The sequence below is a fragment of the Candidatus Pantoea deserta genome (assembly GCF_003813865.1).
Taxonomy (GTDB): Bacteria; Pseudomonadota; Gammaproteobacteria; order Enterobacterales; family Enterobacteriaceae; genus Pantoea; species Pantoea deserta.
This window is the reverse complement of sequence record NZ_RMVG01000001.1, coordinates 217,867-234,440: the sequence shown is the minus strand read 5'-3', so window position 1 is coordinate 234,440 and position 16,574 is coordinate 217,867. Positions and strand designations below refer to the sequence as shown.

The following is a 16,574-nucleotide window of genomic DNA, read 5'->3' as shown; positions in this document are numbered from 1 at the left end:
GTAAATCCGCGGCGAGTAAATGTGAGCGGCGTCAAAGAAGGCCGGTCAGGCGGCGCTGGTCTGGCGCGCGGCGCGCAGAGTGTGAGATGCGCCGCGTTGCAGGTACAGCAGGCTGGACTCGCCTTTTTTATCTGCGGGGGGATGTTTAGCCGGGCGGCAAACTGGCAAGCTGCTGTTGTTCACAACACAAGGAGGCATAATGTCACACACCACGAACGAGTACGGCCAGCCGATCGGTGAGCCGTTACCGGACTGGCAGCCGCGTGCGCTGCCGCAGCCTGACGTGCTGGAGGGCCGCTACTGTCGGCTGGAGCCGCTGAGTGTGGCGCAGCACGGCGAGGCGCTGTTTGCGGCCTGGGCGCTGGCGGAGGACGGGCGCGACTGGACCTATCTGTTCGCCGGTCCCTTTCACAGCAAGGCTGAGTTTATGGCCTATGCGCAGCAGATGGAAAACAGCCGCGATCCGCTGCACTTCGCGGTGATTGATCGGGAGAGCGGACGCGCCCTGGGCACGCTGGCGCTGATGCGCATCGAACCGAAACACGGCGTGATGGAGGTGGGGCACGTCACGTTTTCGCCGCTGCTGAAGCAAACGCGTATGGCGACCGAGGCGCATTTCCTGCTGATGCGTTACGCCTTCGACCAGCTTGGCTATCGCCGCTACGAGTGGAAGTGCGACAGTCTCAATGCGCCTTCACGCCGGGCCGCCGCGCGGCTGGGTTTCCAGTATGAAGGCGAATTCCGTCAGGCCATCGTCTATCGCGGCCGCACGCGCGATACCAGCTGGTTTTCGATTATCGACAGCGAATGGCCGCAGGTAAAACAGGGCTTTGAGCGCTGGCTGGCGGCGGACAACTTTAGCGCCGACGGCCAGCAGAAGCACAAACTGGAGGCGCTGCGCCAGCGCCCCTGACTCAGCTTTGCGGCACGATTTTAATGTCGACCATGCCGATGCCCAGCCGACGCGGATCCTGACCGGTGATGTTGCCCAGGTTGCTCTGCTGCGGCTCCGGCGGCGTGATGTTCAGCGTATGGCTGCCGCTGGGGTTGGTAAAGTGCAGCGTGGTGGTGGACGGGGTTTCACCCAGCGTCAGCAGCTGCTGCTGATCGCCCACGCGAACCGGAATCGGGCGGTTCGCGTTGGGTCCGAAGGCGCGCGCCGTGATCACCACATCAAAGCGCGCAGGCAGCGGATCGACATATTCAATATTGACCTCCGGGGCAAGGTTGGCGTTAGACCAGCGCCCCCAGTTCTCCCAGCGCGAGATGCCGCTGAAGCGCTTCACGCTGCTCGGCGCGCCCGGTACGGCAAACAAAAAGCGATCGGCGTCGTAGCGAATGTCATTATCCTCGACGCGAATCATCTGCTGATTACGCTGATAATTCTCTGTGCTCAGCGCGCCCTGCGGAAAATTCACCTGACCTTTCCACTGCGGCTTATCAATACGCGTTACGCTCGGCTGGCCGCCGAGCTGCCCCATCGCCACGCAGAGGTCGGTCGAGATGGCCAGCTCCGGCTTCCACAGTCGCGCCATGCGGAAGCAGCGATCGACCCAGACAAACTTCTCGCCAGCGGTGAAATCGGCCAGCTGATAGCGCAGCGGCGCGGAGTATTCCCCTTCCGGCAGCGGCTCAACGTGGTTGTCGCTGACGCGAAACAGGATCGGCAGCCGGAAGGTTGCGCCGGAAAAACTAAAGCTGTTTTTTGCCTGATCGATAACGAAGCGATCGAGCTTTTTCGGGAAGTTCCACAGCTGGATGATGTCGGCCTTCCAGCGGTTGATATGGTTCTGAAAATCCGTGAGCTGGCCTGCCAGCGTCAGCCCCGCCAGGCTGCTGCGGCCCAGGCCAATCGCGCTATCGCCGCCGAGGATGTCCAGTACCGTCGCGCCGTTATCCAGCGTACTGCGCGGCTGGTCGATCACCTCGGCCTGCGGACGATCGCCGCGGATCACCATAAACAGATCGCGACGCGGCTGTTTGATCAGGTACTGATGCGCGGTGTTGTTCATTGCCAGATGATCGGAGGTCACGACGATCAGGGTATTTTTAAAATAAGGCGAGGCTTTGATGCGCGCGATCAGCCGCGCAATATGCTGCTGCGAGCAGGTTACCGCGCTGAAAGACTGATTGGGCTTGCCTTCATAGCTGTAGCTTTTGCGCTGGCAGCTGCGTGAGATAAAGCCGTCAGGATGGTGCGTGTCTACGGTAAGGGCGAACAGGGCGAAGCGCTTTTGCTGGCGCGACAGCTCTTCATACTTCTCAAACACCTCATCCATCACGGTGTCGTCGTAATAGCCCCAGTTGTTGCGGTAGGCGGGATCGGCCACCCGGCTTTTCAACTCCTGCGAGCCGTACATTCTGGCGGGATCGAAGCCGTGTGAGGTGAGAAACACATCTTTACCGGCAAAGCGCAGATCCGCGCCCTGAATAAACCAGTTTTCATAACCGGAATTCTTCAGAATATCGCCGAGACAGATGTTTTGCGGATAAAAGCTGGAGAGAGAGGCGGAGGCGTTGCCGTCAAAAGGCGCGAACAGCGGAATGCCGCACTGCGACGCCACCATGCCCGCAATAGTGTAGTCGGTGCCGGGAAGCTGCACCGTCTCGCTGAAATCCAGGCTCTGCGCTTTTTCCTGTCCCAGTTCCGGCGTCAGCCCTGGAAACGCCTGCTCATCGAAATAGGTGCGCTCCAGGCTTTCTCCATAGATATACACCAGGTTGAGCTGAGGGTGACTGATGACCTTTTTCGGCACTTTGTAGTAGTCGTCAAAGTCGGAGTCGGCCAGGCGAGTGTGCGAGGCGACCAGGCTGGCGACCTGACGAAAGGCGGGCGTCGTCTGCACCGAACCGGCGGCACAGGCGACCGCCAGCAGGCTCCAGCCCAGCCGATGCGGTCGGTCGTGGCGTCGAAGCAGCCAGCTAAGCAGGCAGATCAGCAAAAACAACAGCAAAATTAGCCCGATAGCGGGCACGACATATTTGCTGACGCCTGCGCCAGTCAGGCTGTTGGTCAGCGTATAGAGCACCGCATCGTTAATGCCGTCGCCGGTAAAGTAGTTGCTGGCGTAGAGCGTCGCATTAAGCAGGACAAACAGCACCAGCAGGGTTAACACCAGCGAAAACCAGATCTTATTCCGCCCGGCTTTCCAGGAGTAAACAGCGATAGCGGCCAGAAACAGCACCACCGAGACAAATTCGGACAACGTCAGATCCTCTCTTGCAATAAATCAGCGCTTCCTGCGCGGCCCGCGATAAGCGTGGAGTGATTGGCGTCAATCTATAATGGCTGTCATAGCGCTGCAACCTGCGCAGCTGGAATTGTGCGGTGGATAATCTTTCCGAAAGGAACGGGCGACGATGGCCGGGCAGCCATCGTCGACAACAGGAGAAAACGACGCTAAATCAAAGCCGACCGGTAAGATATTGCGCTTCGCCGTCGGCAAAGCTCCAGTCGCCTTTGTCATTAGTAATAAAGCTGATCATCAGATCGCGACCTTCCACGCCGCTGCTTTCGCGCAGCTCGCGCGCCAGCTCCGCCATAAAATGCTGCTTTTGCTCAGCGCTGCGCGGGCTGGTATAGACGCGCACCATGACCAGGTTATCGCCGCGCGTAAAGCCCAGCCCGGTGTCCTGAAAAACCATCTGATAAGCTTTGTTTTCGTGAACAATCTGATAGCGATCGCGCTCTGGCACCTTAAACGCGGTCAACACCGCGCGGTGCGCGGCGTCCAGCAAGGTGCGCAGTTCGGCTTCGGAACGGCCCTGTATAACATCAAATTGCAGTAACGGCATGATTCTGACTCCTCTTGAGGTCGCGCTTTGCGTATGCTGATGGCCTTATCCTGGCGTTTATGAGGGCAAAGAAAAAGCGCCCTGGCTGAACTGATTATTCAATATGATGAACAATCTACGATGAAAGAGATAAAAACAGATGCGCTCTGGGTTCACCTGCACTGGCTGCTGGTGCTGGCGGAGCAGGGCAGTTTTACCCGCGCGGCGGAGCGGCTTGAGGTCAGCAAGGCGGCAATGAGCCAGAAAATAAAAGAGCTGGAGAAGGCGGCAGGCGTGGCGCTGGTGCAGCGCACCACGCGTAGCGTCAGGCTCACCGAGGCTGGGGAGAAGCTGGTTGAGGAGCTGCGCGATCCCTTTGCGCGTATCGAACAGGGCTTCTTTAGCGTGCGCGACGCCGTCGGGCCGGTGCGCGGTCTGGTGCGGGTCAGCGCGCCGGTGGCGTTCGCGCGTCAGCAGCTGGTGCCGATTATCGGGGATTTTCTGCGCGCTTATCCGCAGATACGGTTGCAGCTCGACGTTACCGATCGCCTTGTGTCACTCAGCAGCGAAGGCTTCGATCTGGCGATTCGCCATAGCGATACGCTGCCGGAAACCCACGTCGCGCTGCCGCTGTGCGACACGCGCACGCTGCTGGTGGCCTCGCCGGAGTATCTCGCGGCGCAGGGCGCACCGCTGACGCCGCACGATCTGGCGCAGCACAACTGTCTCTATTATCCGCGCGGCGTGGAATCTCCGCGCTGGACCTTTGCCGATGCGGCGCAGGGCGAGCGGGTGCAGGTGCGCATTCAGGGACGCTTCGCCACCAATAACAGCGAGTCGATACGCGACGCGGCGCTTCAGGGGCTGGGCATCGCCATGCTGCCGGACTTCAGCGCCAGCGAAGCGCTGGCGTCCGGCGCGCTGCATGAGGTGCTGCCGCGCTGGCGGGCGGTGGAAGCCTTTGCCGCAAGGCTGTGGATCGTCCGGCCGTACGCCGCGCAGGTGCCGCGCGCGGTGACGACCTTTACGCACTGGCTACGCGCGCGCTTTATCGACGCCTGACGGCAGTCCCAGCCGCGTCGGCGCCAGCATCATCGCGCCCAGCAGGCTGGCGCGGTTGTAGAGTCCGATGCGCAGATTAAAGTCGAGGTGCAGGCGCTCGTCGCCGCTCAGTCTGATAACCGGCGGCGGCGTTTGCGGTCGCTGATGAAACAGCACGGAACAGGCGAACGCATCGCTGTTGCCGGCGTGCAGCTGCTGGTAAAACCATGCGTTAGCGTCGGCCTTGCGTAAATAGAGGTTCACGCGGCGATACTCTTTAATCGCTACCTGCTGCGCCAGCGATAACAGCGCCTGCGCCGGATGATGGATTTTCTGCACGATAAGGGGATAGTCGTCGCGTTTTTTCAGCTCATTAATATAGTTCTGCGCGCCGAGGTTTTTAATTGGCGCCAGCTGCTTCAGCCATTCACGAATAAAGGCATTGCCCGGCGCGGCGGCGATAAACCAGCTTTCAATCACGGGAGACAAAAAATTAAGGGTGCTGGTTTCGCGATAATAGCCAATAACGTCCATTGGCTTATCCTGCTGAACCTGATGGACCCAGTCGAGCTTTTCAAATAGCAGGGTGCCGCAGTCAATACCGATACCGCCGAAACGGTGCAGCAGCTCCAGCCGAATAATTTCGCTTTTTTGCGCTGAGGTCAGATCGGCGGAGATAAACTCTAAATCCGGCAGCCACTGCGCCAGCGTGCTTTTTGTCACCAGATGCAGCGAATGGTCGGGATTATCCTGACGCAGCTGATTGATATTGAGGCGCAGCGAGGGCGGCAGCTGATCGTCATGCCAGTACATCCAGATGGTTTTCGGGATCTCAACAGGCGCTTTCTCCGCCGACAGGATCACCAGGTTTTCCTCCTGGCTGGCATCATATTCTGGCGCAGTCAGCGCGCTGTGCTTTTTCTTCTGCCACAACATTTGACTGCTGAAAGAGACTCTTTTCCAGTTGCGCCAGAGCGCATGTGCAGGACGTTGACGGTGTTGGTTCATGAGGCACCTGTTATTGTGATGTAGGCTGCGGATTTTCCCTGGTGAGGCGCAGCGCAGAGTGCGCGTTAGTTTCCTCACTACTGTGTAAATGTTCTTCACCGATTTAATAAAGCATTATTTATATGCGCGCTACGATTTTTGCTGAATTTCAGATAATCCGGAAAGCGGCCGACCAGATCGTCGCTTACCGCCTTTCGCTTCGCCTTATCGTTAAATAAAATATCCGGCGCGTCGCTTAAGGTTTTAAATAAAGAAATTCTTATTTCCCTCCTGCGCAGCTCGCTGTTCAGCCATGATTTTTATTATTTTGCAAAAAATTCGATTTAATTACGCTGATTAATAAGGCTGATGTGTTGCGCCGCGCGTGATGGCGCAGCGGCATTTGTCTACGCTTAAGGAGGGCTTACTGAGATAAGGAGGCGCTATGTCTGAACCAACCCGAGGGCTGCTGGCGGTCGATAAACAGGGCAACCGCGTACTGTTTCTCGATCCAGAGACCTTTGCCGTACAGCGCGAGCTTAACGCCTTTCCGCCGCGTCCGCATGAGTTGCTGATGCTAACGCCCTGGCAAAAGGCCTACATTCCCATCTATGGCGACGGTATTCACGGCGATAACCCGCATCCTGGCCATAAAGTGGCGATCGTCGATCTGGTAAAGCGCGAAATCAGCGGCTTTATCGACCTCTCGCCGCTGCGTGCGCCGCACAGCGGACAGCTGGGACGCGATGGTAAAGTTTATCTCTGCTGCGAAAACAGCGCCGCCGTGGCCGTTATCGATCCGGTGAACGATCGCGTGGAAAAAACCATCTCTCTGCCTTCGCATAACGCGCACCGCCTGACGCTGTCGCCCAGCGGCCGCAAACTATTCACCGAGAATGAAGAGGACGCCAGCATTACCGTAGTGGATCTGTGCGAAGCGGAAGGGCGGGTCATCGATACGATTCTGCTGCCTGGTCCCATTGCCGGTATTGCGGCCTCGCCGAAGCATCCCTATCTGGTCGCCAGCGCAGCCGATGCGCCGCAGCTCTATGTTATTGATCGGCAGAGCCACCGCGTTCGTCAGCGGCTGACGCTGCCGGGCCATAATAAACCCTGTCAGGTGGTGCGCTTCAGCGCAGACGGCGAGCGGCTGGTGGCAATCGGCGACGAGGAGCCGGTTGTCACGCTGTTTGACGACCTGCTGAATCCGCTCGGCGATATTCCGGTGGGAAATAAACCTATGGACGGCTGTTTTAGTCCGGACAATCAGCAACTGCTGATCGCCAACGAAGGCGACGGCACGCTGAGCGTTATCGATCTGGCGCAGCGTCGCGTTATCGCCACGCCTCGCGTCGGTACGGGCTGCGAGGTGCTGAGTTTTTTCGATGCTGTCAGATAAAAGGGCGATGGTAGATCGCTGAACTCCAGTGGCGGCTGCTGGCATGTTTTTCCGCCTGCCAGCCGCGCTTGCGCAGCTCGCGCGCGATCATTTTATTCATCAGCCCGTGACCCAGCAGCAGCACCGTGCCCTGTTCTGACAGGGCGATTAATTTCTCGGCGGCGCGCGCGGCGCGCTGACGCGCCATAAGCAGCGACTCGCTTTCTCCCGCATAGCCGAACAGCCACAGCATGCGCAGCAGCAGCAGCCAGAGATGCGTCGGGAGTTCGAGACGATCCGAGGCGATAAGCGGCACCGATACTTCGCTGAACAGCGCGTTAACTTCCACCGGATGCAGGCCAAGCTTCGCCAGCGACGACCGGGCGCGCGGCAGCGGGCTGCATACCACCACTGAAGCCTGACGCGCGAGAGTCAGGCTGCGGTCGGGCGGCGTATCGCATACCTGCGCCATATCATACGCCTCGCACCAGTCCGCCAGCGCCTGCGCGCTGAGTCGGCCGCCGGCTCGGTGGTCCGGTTTGCCATGTCGCATCAAGATAATGGTCATAAACCTCCTGCTTCGCTCTTGCTAAAGCCTAATGCAAAGTCGCGTAATGTTAAAACCTAACCTTTTGCAGCTACAAAATTGCCTGCTGTCATCAGATGATCATGATTTCAGGCGATAAAATGCGCTGTTGCCGACTGGCCGGTTACCACAGCTAATGTTAAGTAAAAATGCTAAGTATCAAATGGTACTGTTAATCTCAATAACAGTATTTATTATTTATCTTCTTGAATTTAAATAAAAATATCTTTGAAAGGTTAAAGGTGGCGGTAGATTTATTGAGCGGTAAGGCTAAATTTACTTGATTTATCTACGCGCGTAGATAGACTGGCGGTCAGTGATTACTCGTGGCGGACGATGCGAGAATGGCCGACAGGTAAGTGCTTTGCCTTTTTAACACGACCGATGATTAACATCGGCAGAAAGCGGCAAAGATTAAAGATCCTGACACCAGGGAAACCTTTACTGACTGTTAAACGTTAGCCAACCAGAACATCGCCACCTGGGGATCCTGAGTCATATCAGGGAATCGTCCCACGGAAGGGCGTTAACGATCGCTGAAACAGGGAAAAAGTATGACACTTCAACACTCCACGGAGCGCGCTTCATCGCTCTCACACTCTGCCGCAGATGAGCGGTTCGCCACCTCTTCCGGACGCCGCGATTTCTGGCGCGCCACCTTATCCTGCTGGCTGGGCACGGCCATGGAGTACGCGGATTTCGCGCTTTATGGTCTGGCGGCGGGCATTATCTTTGGCGATGTTTTCTTTCCTCAGGCGACGCCTGCAATGGCGCTGCTCTCCAGCTTCGCTACCTGGTCGGTGGGATTTATCGCTCGCCCCATTGGCGCGGTTCTCTTCGGCTGGATAGGCGACCGTAAAGGGCGCAAGGTGGTGATGGTTATCACCATTATTCTGATGGGCGCCTCCACGACGTTAATCGGCCTGATCCCCAGCTACGCCACTATCGGCGTCTGGGCGCCTGCCTGCCTGGTGCTGCTGCGCTTTACGCAGGGGCTGGGTGCGGGCGCTGAGCTGTCCGGCGGCACCGTGATGCTGGGCGAATATGCGCCGGTCGAACGACGCGGGCTGGTGTCGTCGGTGATTGCGCTGGGATCGAACAGCGGTACGCTGCTGGCCGCGCTGGTGTGGCTGGCGGTGGTGCAGATGGATCAAGAGAGTCTGCTGGCGTGGGGCTGGCGTATTCCTTTTCTCAGCAGCGTGTTGATTGCGCTGGCGGCGCTGTGGATCCGCCGACATCTGCGCGAAACGCCGGTGTTTGAGCGTAGAAAGCAGGAGCTGGAAGCGGAGCGCGCCCTGGCCGCTGGCGGCCAGCCGGTGGTGGACGATCGCGGCTTCTGGTCGCGCACGCGCGCTTTCTGGACCATGGTCGGCCTGCGTATCGGAGAAAACGGGCCTTCTTATCTGGCGCAGGGCTTTATGGTCGGCTACGTCGCCAAAGTATTGATGGTGGATAAATCGGTGCCGACCACCGCGGTGTTTATCGCGTCGGTGCTGGGCTTTGCGGTGATTCCGCTGGCGGGCTGGCTGTCGGATCGGTTTGGACGCCGCATAACTTATCGCGGATTTTGCCTGCTGCTGATGTTCTATGCCTGGCCCGCTTTCTCTTTGCTCGACAGCCGCGAACCGATGATTGTGATTCCGGTGATTATTGTCGGTATGGCGCTGGCGTCGCTCGGCATCTACGGCGTACAGGCCGCCTGGGGCGTGGAGATGTTCGGCGTCCGCCACCGTTACACCAAAATGGCGGTGGCGAAAGAGTTTGGCTCGATTTTGTCGGGCGGCACCGCGCCGCTGCTGGCGGCGGCCATGCTCTCATGGAGCGGTCACTGGTGGCCGGTAGCGGTCTATTTCACCGTCATGGCCGCCATAGGTTTCTTTACCACCTTCGTCGCGCCGGAAACGCGCGGACGGGATCTCAATTTACCGGAAGACGCCATTTAGTTGTCGTGGCAGCCGAACAGGCCGTGATCGCTCACGGCCTGTTGCGTTTACAACAGGAGTTAACGGGTTGAAACAGCCGTCAGGCAAAGTGACACGCAGCGACGTGGCGAAAATGGCGGGCACATCGGTTGCGGTGGTCAGTTACGTCATGAATAACGGCCCGCGCCCGGTGGCGGAAAGCACCCGTCAGCGCGTGCTGGACGCCATTCGCGTCACCGGCTACCGCCCTAACGGCGTGGCGCGCGCGCTGGCGTCAGGCAGCACGAAAACCTATGGCCTGATCGTGCCCAATATCGGCAATCCTTTTGTCGCGTCCATGGCACATGTGCTGCTACAGGAGTCGCTGGACCACGGTCACGTTATGCTGCTCGGCGATGCCGGCGACGATCGACAGCGCGAGCTGGAGCTAATCCAGAGCTTATTAAACCGGCAGGTTGACGGCCTGTTTTACAACAGCGTCGATCGCCATCCCTATATCGATGTTATTCAGGCCAGCGGCACGCCCTTTATCATGCTGGATCGCGTAGAGCCGCAGCCGGGCGTCAGCATGCTGCGCGTCGACGAGCGTCAGGCGGCGTTTCAGGTGACGTCGCATCTGCTCAGCCACGGTTATCAGCGGGTCGGCATGATTAGCGGGCCGCTGGAGATGCTGAACGCGCAGGATCGTATTCAGGGCTGGCGCGACGCGATGACGGCATACAGGCTGCCAGTAGATGAGGCGTTGATTTTTCCGGCCAGCTATTCACGGCAGGGCGGCTATGACGCGGCGCAGCGGATGCTGGCGGGGCCTGGCGCGCTGCGTGCGCTGTTTGCCAGCAATGAAGGGCAGGCGATCGGCTGTCTGCGCGCCTTCTCCGAACGGGGGATTCGCGTGCCGCAGGATGTGGCGCTGGTGTGCTTTAACGGCACCGACCAGTCAGCCTTCCATATTCCCACCTTAACCACCGTTCGCCAGCCGCTGCGGGATATGGCGCGCTGCGCTATCGCCATGCTGCAAAACTGGGACGGGGAGGCGACGCTGCGGGAGTTTCCCCACTACCTTGAAATCGGCGAATCCTGCGGCTGTACGCCGCATACAGAAGACAACGCGACAACAACATGAAAAGAGTGATTATTGACTGCGATCCGGGCAACGGCATCGCGGGGGCCAACACGGATGATGGGCTGGCAATCGCGCTGGCGCTGGCTTCGCCTGCGCTGTCGGTAGAATTAATCACCACGGTGGCGGGCAATACCCCCAGCGAGACAGGGGCGCGGGTCGCAAAAGATCTGCTGCTGCGTCTCGGCTCCTTTGTTCCGGTGGTGCAGGGGGCAACGCAGGCGCTGAAGGAGGATCCGACGCCGTGGCGCGCGGCGCTGGACAACCGGGTTTGCCAGCCAGATATGCAGAGGCTGTGGCGCGGCGTGCGGGAGCCTGCGGCGGTCGCGCCGGATGGCGATGACGCGGCCAGCGCCATCGGCGAATTAATCTGTAATAACCCAGGTGAAATTACCCTGGTGGCTATCGGTCCGCTGACAAATGTGGCGACGGCGATGCAGCGCTATCCGGCGATGGCCGAAGCGGTAGCCGAAATTGTCATTATGGGCGGCGTGTTCGGGCTGGATGATTATATCAAGGACACCAATTTCGGCCTCGATCCCGAAGCGGCTCATCAGGTGCTGCACAGCGGCGCGGCGATTACGCTGGTGCCAATGGACGTAACGACGCAAACGATGCTGACGCATCAGGATCTGCTGCGCATTACCGCCAGCGATCATCCCCTGTCGCACTTTGTTCGCGAGACGCTGCGTCCGTGGATCGACTACTCTATGCGAACCCGTAATATACCGGGCAGCTGGATCCATGACGTGCTGGTGGTCGCCTGGCTGCTTAACCAGCGCGTCGCGAGCGGCACTGACTATCGCGTGGACATCGAACTCCGTCCTGGCGCAACGCGCGGCAAGAGCTGGCGCTACCGCACTCCGCTGCGCGTCGACGTCGGAATTCCTGCCGAGGCGGGCGCGCTGGTGCATGTGCTGCACCACGTCGATAATGCGTTGCTGTTAACCATGATTGAAGAGGCGCTGTCGCAGCTTAAGCGCTGAGCAGACGGCGAAGGCGAGCATTAGATCGCCTCGCACACGTCAACCCACTGCGCCTGCGTCAGTTCGGCCATGCGCTGTGGCGTAATACGCACGGCGCTATGGGTAGCGCCTGCTGCGGGCAGCACCTCATCGAAATCGTGCAGCGATCGATCGCAGTACACCTTCAGAGGATTCTCCAGCCCGAACGGGCAGACGCCGCCGACCGGATGGCCGGTCCAGTTCACCACTTCATCCACGCTGAGCATACGCGCTTTCGCGCCCAGCGCCGCTTTGAGTTTGCGATTATCCAGCCGCGCATCGCCGCGCGTGACGATCAGGACCACTTCATCTCTGACTTTCAGCGACAGGGTTTTGGCAATTTGTCCAGGCGCAACGCCGTGAACGCGCGCCGCCATCTCAACGGTAGCGGTGCTTTGCGACATCTCAATAATGTCGATGTCAGGCGCATGCTCGGCGAAAAACTGCCGTACCGACTCCAGGCTCATCTCTTTCTCCATGCAGATCGAAGGCGTAAAAACTGCCACAAGGCGGAAAAAGTGTAAACGAGAGAAAAGGAGAAATTGCGCCGCGGCGCGCTTTTAAACGTTGAGAGTGCAGTTGCCGCAGCGTTCCACATCGGGAATACGGTAGCGCTGGCAGCAGCTGCGCCTGACCATCTCGCCGTCGCGCGGCAGCATGGTGCGGTAAAGAGGATTATCGCTGCCGTCCAGCAGACGGCTGGTGAAAAACAGCGCCTGCTCCAGTTGCAGAAGGGTGGACTCATCCAGCAGGGTTTTCAGTTCGCCAAGGAACCAGTGGAAGGAGAAGCCCATATTATTCCAGATCAGTCTGGCGTTAATACCGCCATGCCGGGCGATGGCGTTTACGACGGGGATCAGGTGCTGCTGGATCAGGCGGTCAAGGCGCTGGGGAGCGTTGAGATAGCGCGCCTCTTCATCCTCGCGCGCGCTAATCCAGAAGGCGCAGGGATAGCCATGCTCGTGAAACTGGACGTGAATTTGCTGCGGCGAGCAGTCCAGCGCGCGCGATTCGGCCAGCAGCGCCAGCATCAGCGGCGGCAACAGCAGGCCAAAGTACCACTGCGCCCAGAGCGACTGCACCGGCTTCGCTTCCTGAACGACATCGGGATGCTGGCGATAGAGATAGTCGCTGTAGCGCTGCGCCAGCACGGGAAAGTGTTCTGCTTGCGACCAGTCCGCCAGCGTAAGGGCGTCCGCGGGGGCGGCTTCATCGAGGTGAATCGTCTCCAGCATATAGCTGCGCTGTTCGCGCATCAGGTCGCGCAGGGCGCAGGCCAGCGAGCGGTCGCGCTGCATAAAGATCGGCTGACTGTGCTGATAGCGTTGAGGTTGCTGCCTGATAATTGACATGCTGGATCACGCGCCCGGAAAGCAGAGAAGAAAGAATGATAATCGTTCTTAGTCCTATTCACAAGTTAACCGTTTCGTTGCGGCGTCAGGGAAGCGGGCAAGGAATGAGCGGAATCGGCAGGGCGGAAATCGGGGCGGAAGGGGCGTCAACGCGCGGTCCGGCTCAGCAAAAGGCGTTATCGCGCCTTTTGCTGAGCAAACTATCAGAGCGCTTCGCCGGCGGCTGGCGCGGTTTGAGGTAAATCCTCCCAGGCGAGAATGGTATTGCGTCCCTGATTTTTGGCCACATAGAGCGCGCGATCGGCATTCGCCACGGCCTGATCAAATTCATTATCAAAGATGGGCGCGATACCGGCGCTCACGGTGACGTGGGTAGAGACCTTTTCATTGAAACGGTGGGGAATTTCCAGATCGACCACGTACTGACGAATGCGCTCAGCCAGCTTCATGGCAATAGACGCATTGACGTTGGTCATCAGCACCAGAAACTCCTCGCCGCCATAGCGCACCACGACGTCGCGCGAGCGTACCGCGTCGCGAATCGCCACCGACACGCGAGCCAGCGCCTGGTCGCCCATTGCGTGACCGTAGTTGTCGTTATAAGCCTTGAAGTGGTCAATATCCAGCAGCAGGACGTAGTGGCTGCCGGCGTGGTTTTCCAGAATATTATCCAGCCGGTTTTTCAGTCCGCGCCGGTTATACAGGCCGGTCAGCGGATCCAGCATGCTGAGATCGCTGAAGGTTTCCTTTTCTTCATAAAGCTGACGCATCAGCTGGCGGGTAAAGCGATCAACGCGTCGGCGCATCAGATGTTGCAGAGAAAAGCCAATCAGCGGCAGCGAAAGGGTCAGCAGCAGCATCGTCAGATGTTCGCCGTTATCCAGCAGCAGCACCGTTACCACTGGCGGGGTGATATGCAGACAAAAGGCCAGCAGATAATCGCTGAGGGCAATCGCGCTGATGAAAAAGACGCTCAGCAAACTGATTAATAAAAAATTACCGTCTATAAGGAAAACCTGATGATACCTGTGGTAAATATGCCAGGCCCAGAGCGCGCCAAGCAGCAGCGCGACAGGATTTAATAACGGAAATTTTAGTTTCGGCCTGATGAAACACGTAATTAGCGTTAAAACGCTAAACGAGGCAATAGAAATAACGGGCGCTGATAATTCTGCGTGCGGGCAATGGCTAAAAGGAATCAGGCAAAAAAGCGATACGGCGACATTTAAAAACAGGAAAAGCATCAGCGAGAGCCGATATTTGCTGTGTTTCAGTTCATCGTAAGATTGTAATTTCATTATTGATACTCGAAACGGCCCTGAAATATCAAAGCGCATTCCGGCGAAAAAAGGAAATTTAGCCGGACAATGAGCAAATTTGCTGTGTTATGAAAGGTGTTATCGGCCGCAATCTAGCATTTTCCAACTGGTCTGTCATCTTCTGGTCAGCGAACACAAAAAAGCACTGCAAGATGAGATTAATTATCATATGCTAATGGTAATACTTATCATTTGAGGTCTGCGCCATGATAATGGCTATGCTCGCCGCCTGCGGCATGTGGGGATTCAGCTGGATGATGGGAAAGAAACTGGACAGCGCCTGGGGCGTACTCTTGCCCTGCGCGGCAATGCCGTGCTTCGCCTTATGGGAACCGAGCTTTAGCCAGTGGCGGCTTTTGATGATGGCGGCGCTGCTGCTGACGGTGGTGATGCTGTTTCATCGCCGACTGCGTCACTATCTGCTGCTGCCTTCATGTCTGGCGTTAGCGGGCGGATTAGCGGCCGTTGCGATAAATTTTAACGGGTCGTAAAGCAGGGAGGTCATTCAGAGGGGAGAAGCAGAGAAGGACAACTCTGGTGCGAAGAGAGGGACTTGAACCCTCACGTCCGTAAGGACACTAACACCTGAAGCTAGCGCGTCTACCAATTCCGCCACCTTCGCATTGGAGTCATCTTATTTTTCATATCGCCGCATTGGTGCGAAGAGAGGGACTTGAACCCTCACGTCCGTAAGGACACTAACACCTGAAGCTAGCGCGTCTACCAATTCCGCCACCTTCGCGCAGTGCGATGCGAGATGAAAATCGTGGTTGTTGGTGCGAAGAGAGGGACTTGAACCCTCACGTCCGTAAGAACACTAACACCTGAAGCTAGCGCGTCTACCAATTCCGCCACCTTCGCGTACCAGCAATACATGACAGTATTGCAACCACGGAGGCGCATTCTAGAGATTTTACACCTGACGTCAACAGATATTTCGCGACGGTGATGCGACTGCTGCAAAAAGCAACGCTCTCACCGTCGCATGCGCTTAGCGCGCCCTGGCGCCGCGGCCGTAAACGGCGCGATAAACCTTAAAGCGTCCGTTTTGCGCCAGCACTTCATGGCTGCCGAAGGTTTCATCCAGCACCTGCGGATAGGGCAGGAAGGCGTTGGCGACAATGCGCAGTTCGCCGCCGGTGTTAAGGTGTTTCACCGCGCCGCGGATCAGCGTCTGCGCCGCGTCAAGGCTGGTTTCGCGCCCTTCGTGGAAGGGGGGATTGGAGAGGATCAGATCGAAGCGGCCGGTAACGTCTGAGAAGACGTTGCTGGGAAAAACGTCGCCTTCAAAGCCGTTGACGGCCAGCGTCGCCTTGCTCGCCTCGATCGCCGCGGCGCTGACGTCACACAGCGTTAAGCGCACCTTCGGCGAATGGTTCGCCAGCACCGCAGAGAGCACGCCTGCGCCGCAGCCGATGTCCAGCACTTTGCCTTTGGTGTGCGGCGTCAGAGTGGTGAGCAGCAGCGCGCTGCCAATGTCGAGATCGTCACGGCTGAAGACGCCAGGCAGCGTGCAAATGGTCAGCGGATCGAGATCGTAGCTATCGCGGAAGCTATCGGCGTCGAAGGTCGGCTGGCTTTCCAGGCGACCATGATAGAGACCGCAGCGGCGCGCGCTGTCGATTTTGTCCAGCGTTGCCCAGGCTTCCACCATCCCTTCGGCGCTGCGAACGCCGCTGCGGTTTTCACCCACAATGAAGACATCGCAGCCCAGCGGCAGCAGCGACAGCAGGTTGGTCAGCTGGAACAGCGCTTCTGGCTTGTTCTTCGGCCAGTAGTAAACCAGGGTGTCGCAGCCTTCAGCGTCTTCCTGCGTTGCCACCAGACCATAGCGCGCCCGCTCGCCCAGGCGGCGGCTCAGGTTTTGCCAGTGATGATACTGCTGGGTATGCACGCGCGACGAGGCGGTTTCCAGCTGAGCGGGCAGGTCATCCTGCATATCGCCAGCGAACAACACGTGGCGGGCGGTAAATTCATCACTGTGGCGCAGTATAACTTCGCTGGCCGGGGTAAAAGCAGACATGAAAGGCTCCTGTTAGATCAGAGCGGGGATTATAGTGGTTTGTTGGCGCATGTTCGATGGGTTTGCTA

At 58.3% G+C, this 16,574-nt stretch carries 15 protein-coding genes and 3 tRNA genes; 7 read left to right on the top strand and 11 right to left on the bottom strand.

Features of this window, described 5'->3' with window-relative positions:
- Positions 1–199 precede the first annotated feature (199 nt).
- Entirely contained in the window at positions 200–913 is a 714-nt protein-coding gene (locus tag BBB56_RS01030) for a GNAT family N-acetyltransferase (RefSeq protein WP_123798087.1), read from the top strand.
- Between the two features lies 1 nt (position 914).
- On the opposite strand, the gene opgB is transcribed toward BBB56_RS01030, so the two are convergent.
- On the bottom strand, positions 915–3,206 hold the full coding sequence (gene opgB, locus BBB56_RS01025) for a phosphatidylglycerol--membrane-oligosaccharide glycerophosphotransferase (RefSeq protein ID WP_123798086.1): 2,292 nt from the start codon (positions 3,204–3,206) through the stop codon (positions 915–917).
- Between the two features lie 199 nt (positions 3,207–3,405).
- The gene (locus BBB56_RS01020; protein WP_123798085.1) at positions 3,406–3,795 is read right to left on the bottom strand and encodes a tautomerase family protein; all 390 of its coding nucleotides are present in this window, start codon (positions 3,793–3,795) and stop codon (positions 3,406–3,408) included.
- 120 nt (positions 3,796–3,915) lie between these two features.
- Here BBB56_RS01020 and BBB56_RS01015 point away from each other — a divergent pair, with 120 nt between their 5' ends.
- Positions 3,916–4,836, top strand: coding sequence for a LysR family transcriptional regulator (locus tag BBB56_RS01015; protein WP_123798084.1), 921 nt, complete (start codon positions 3,916–3,918; stop codon positions 4,834–4,836).
- Here BBB56_RS01015 and BBB56_RS01010 read toward each other — a convergent pair.
- Positions 4,810–5,823, bottom strand: coding sequence for a glycosyltransferase family 32 protein (locus BBB56_RS01010; protein WP_123798083.1), 1,014 nt, complete (start codon positions 5,821–5,823; stop codon positions 4,810–4,812). The two genes, BBB56_RS01015 and BBB56_RS01010, sit on opposite strands and share 27 nt — an antisense overlap.
- A gap of 424 nt (positions 5,824–6,247) precedes the next feature.
- Here BBB56_RS01010 and BBB56_RS01005 point away from each other — a divergent pair, with 424 nt between their 5' ends.
- Complete coding sequence (locus tag BBB56_RS01005) at positions 6,248–7,201, top strand: beta-propeller fold lactonase family protein (protein ID WP_123798082.1); 954 nt, start codon at positions 6,248–6,250, stop codon at positions 7,199–7,201.
- Here BBB56_RS01005 and BBB56_RS01000 read toward each other — a convergent pair.
- Entirely contained in the window at positions 7,194–7,748 is a 555-nt protein-coding gene (locus BBB56_RS01000) for a histidine phosphatase family protein (protein ID WP_123798081.1), read from the bottom strand. The genes BBB56_RS01005 and BBB56_RS01000 overlap by 8 nt on opposite strands.
- Before the next feature lie 572 nt (positions 7,749–8,320).
- On the opposite strand from BBB56_RS01000, the gene BBB56_RS00995 reads away from it, so the two are divergent.
- The 3 genes from BBB56_RS00995 to BBB56_RS00985 all read left to right on the top strand — a co-directional run bounded on the left by BBB56_RS00995 (position 8,321) and on the right by BBB56_RS00985 (position 11,794).
- On the top strand, positions 8,321–9,709 hold the full coding sequence (locus BBB56_RS00995) for an MFS transporter (RefSeq protein WP_123798080.1): 1,389 nt from the start codon (positions 8,321–8,323) through the stop codon (positions 9,707–9,709).
- 112 nt (positions 9,710–9,821) lie between these two features.
- Positions 9,822–10,811 (top strand): LacI family DNA-binding transcriptional regulator, encoded by a 990-nt coding sequence (locus BBB56_RS00990; protein ID WP_123798523.1) that lies wholly within the window; start codon positions 9,822–9,824, stop codon positions 10,809–10,811.
- Positions 10,808–11,794 carry a nucleoside hydrolase gene (locus tag BBB56_RS00985; protein WP_123798079.1) on the top strand — a complete coding sequence of 329 codons (987 nt, stop codon included), beginning with the start codon at positions 10,808–10,810 and terminating at the stop codon, positions 11,792–11,794. Before BBB56_RS00990 ends, BBB56_RS00985 begins: the two co-directional genes overlap by 4 nt.
- A gap of 20 nt (positions 11,795–11,814) precedes the next feature.
- On the opposite strand, the gene BBB56_RS00980 is transcribed toward BBB56_RS00985, so the two are convergent.
- The 3 genes from BBB56_RS00980 to BBB56_RS00970 form a co-directional block, all read right to left on the bottom strand.
- Positions 11,815–12,279 carry a YbaK/EbsC family protein gene (locus BBB56_RS00980; protein WP_123798078.1) on the bottom strand — a complete coding sequence of 155 codons (465 nt, stop codon included), beginning with the start codon at positions 12,277–12,279 and terminating at the stop codon, positions 11,815–11,817.
- A 93-nt stretch (positions 12,280–12,372) separates the two neighbouring features.
- A complete protein-coding gene (fhuF, locus tag BBB56_RS00975; RefSeq protein WP_123798077.1) occupies positions 12,373–13,164 on the bottom strand; it encodes a siderophore-iron reductase FhuF in 792 nt (263 codons plus the stop codon).
- 203 nt (positions 13,165–13,367) lie between these two features.
- The gene (locus BBB56_RS00970; RefSeq protein WP_123798076.1) at positions 13,368–14,462 is read right to left on the bottom strand and encodes a GGDEF domain-containing protein; all 1,095 of its coding nucleotides are present in this window, start codon (positions 14,460–14,462) and stop codon (positions 13,368–13,370) included.
- A gap of 227 nt (positions 14,463–14,689) precedes the next feature.
- Between BBB56_RS00970 and BBB56_RS00965 the strand changes: the two genes are divergently transcribed.
- Positions 14,690–14,974: a DUF1435 domain-containing protein gene (locus BBB56_RS00965; protein WP_123798075.1), complete on the top strand. Its 285-nt coding sequence runs from the start codon at positions 14,690–14,692 to the stop codon at positions 14,972–14,974.
- A 44-nt stretch (positions 14,975–15,018) separates the two neighbouring features.
- On the opposite strand, the gene BBB56_RS00960 is transcribed toward BBB56_RS00965, so the two are convergent.
- From BBB56_RS00960 to rsmC, 4 genes are all read right to left on the bottom strand, one after another.
- Positions 15,019–15,105, bottom strand: a tRNA-Leu gene (locus BBB56_RS00960).
- Positions 15,106–15,138: 33 nt separating this feature from the next.
- A tRNA-Leu gene (locus tag BBB56_RS00955) sits at positions 15,139–15,225 on the bottom strand.
- Between the two features lie 32 nt (positions 15,226–15,257).
- Positions 15,258–15,344: transfer RNA gene (locus BBB56_RS00950), tRNA-Leu, on the bottom strand.
- A gap of 130 nt (positions 15,345–15,474) precedes the next feature.
- Complete coding sequence (rsmC, locus tag BBB56_RS00945) at positions 15,475–16,506, bottom strand: 16S rRNA (guanine(1207)-N(2))-methyltransferase RsmC (protein ID WP_123798074.1); 1,032 nt, start codon at positions 16,504–16,506, stop codon at positions 15,475–15,477.
- Positions 16,507–16,574: the final 68 nt, after the last annotated feature.

Excerpts from the sequence above, each read along its gene's own strand:
- BBB56_RS01030 (WP_123798087.1), top strand. The coding sequence starts at position 200 with ATGTCACACACCACGAACGAGTACGGCCAGCCGATCGGTGAGCCGTTA.
- BBB56_RS01020 (WP_123798085.1), bottom strand. The coding sequence starts at position 3,795 with ATGCCGTTACTGCAATTTGATGTTATACAGGGCCGTTCCGAAGCCGAA.
- BBB56_RS01015 (WP_123798084.1), top strand. The coding sequence starts at position 3,916 with ATGAAAGAGATAAAAACAGATGCGCTCTGGGTTCACCTGCACTGGCTG.
- BBB56_RS01010 (WP_123798083.1), bottom strand. The coding sequence starts at position 5,823 with ATGAACCAACACCGTCAACGTCCTGCACATGCGCTCTGGCGCAACTGG.
- BBB56_RS01005 (WP_123798082.1), top strand. The coding sequence starts at position 6,248 with ATGTCTGAACCAACCCGAGGGCTGCTGGCGGTCGATAAACAGGGCAAC.
- BBB56_RS01000 (WP_123798081.1), bottom strand. The coding sequence starts at position 7,748 with ATGACCATTATCTTGATGCGACATGGCAAACCGGACCACCGAGCCGGC.
- BBB56_RS00995 (WP_123798080.1), top strand. The coding sequence starts at position 8,321 with ATGACACTTCAACACTCCACGGAGCGCGCTTCATCGCTCTCACACTCT.
- BBB56_RS00990 (WP_123798523.1), top strand. The coding sequence starts at position 9,822 with ATGGCGGGCACATCGGTTGCGGTGGTCAGTTACGTCATGAATAACGGC.
- BBB56_RS00985 (WP_123798079.1), top strand. The coding sequence starts at position 10,808 with ATGAAAAGAGTGATTATTGACTGCGATCCGGGCAACGGCATCGCGGGG.
- BBB56_RS00980 (WP_123798078.1), bottom strand. The coding sequence starts at position 12,279 with ATGAGCCTGGAGTCGGTACGGCAGTTTTTCGCCGAGCATGCGCCTGAC.
- fhuF (WP_123798077.1), bottom strand. The coding sequence starts at position 13,164 with ATGTCAATTATCAGGCAGCAACCTCAACGCTATCAGCACAGTCAGCCG.
- BBB56_RS00970 (WP_123798076.1), bottom strand. The coding sequence starts at position 14,462 with ATGAAATTACAATCTTACGATGAACTGAAACACAGCAAATATCGGCTC.
- BBB56_RS00965 (WP_123798075.1), top strand. The coding sequence starts at position 14,690 with ATGATAATGGCTATGCTCGCCGCCTGCGGCATGTGGGGATTCAGCTGG.
- rsmC (WP_123798074.1), bottom strand. The coding sequence starts at position 16,506 with ATGTCTGCTTTTACCCCGGCCAGCGAAGTTATACTGCGCCACAGTGAT.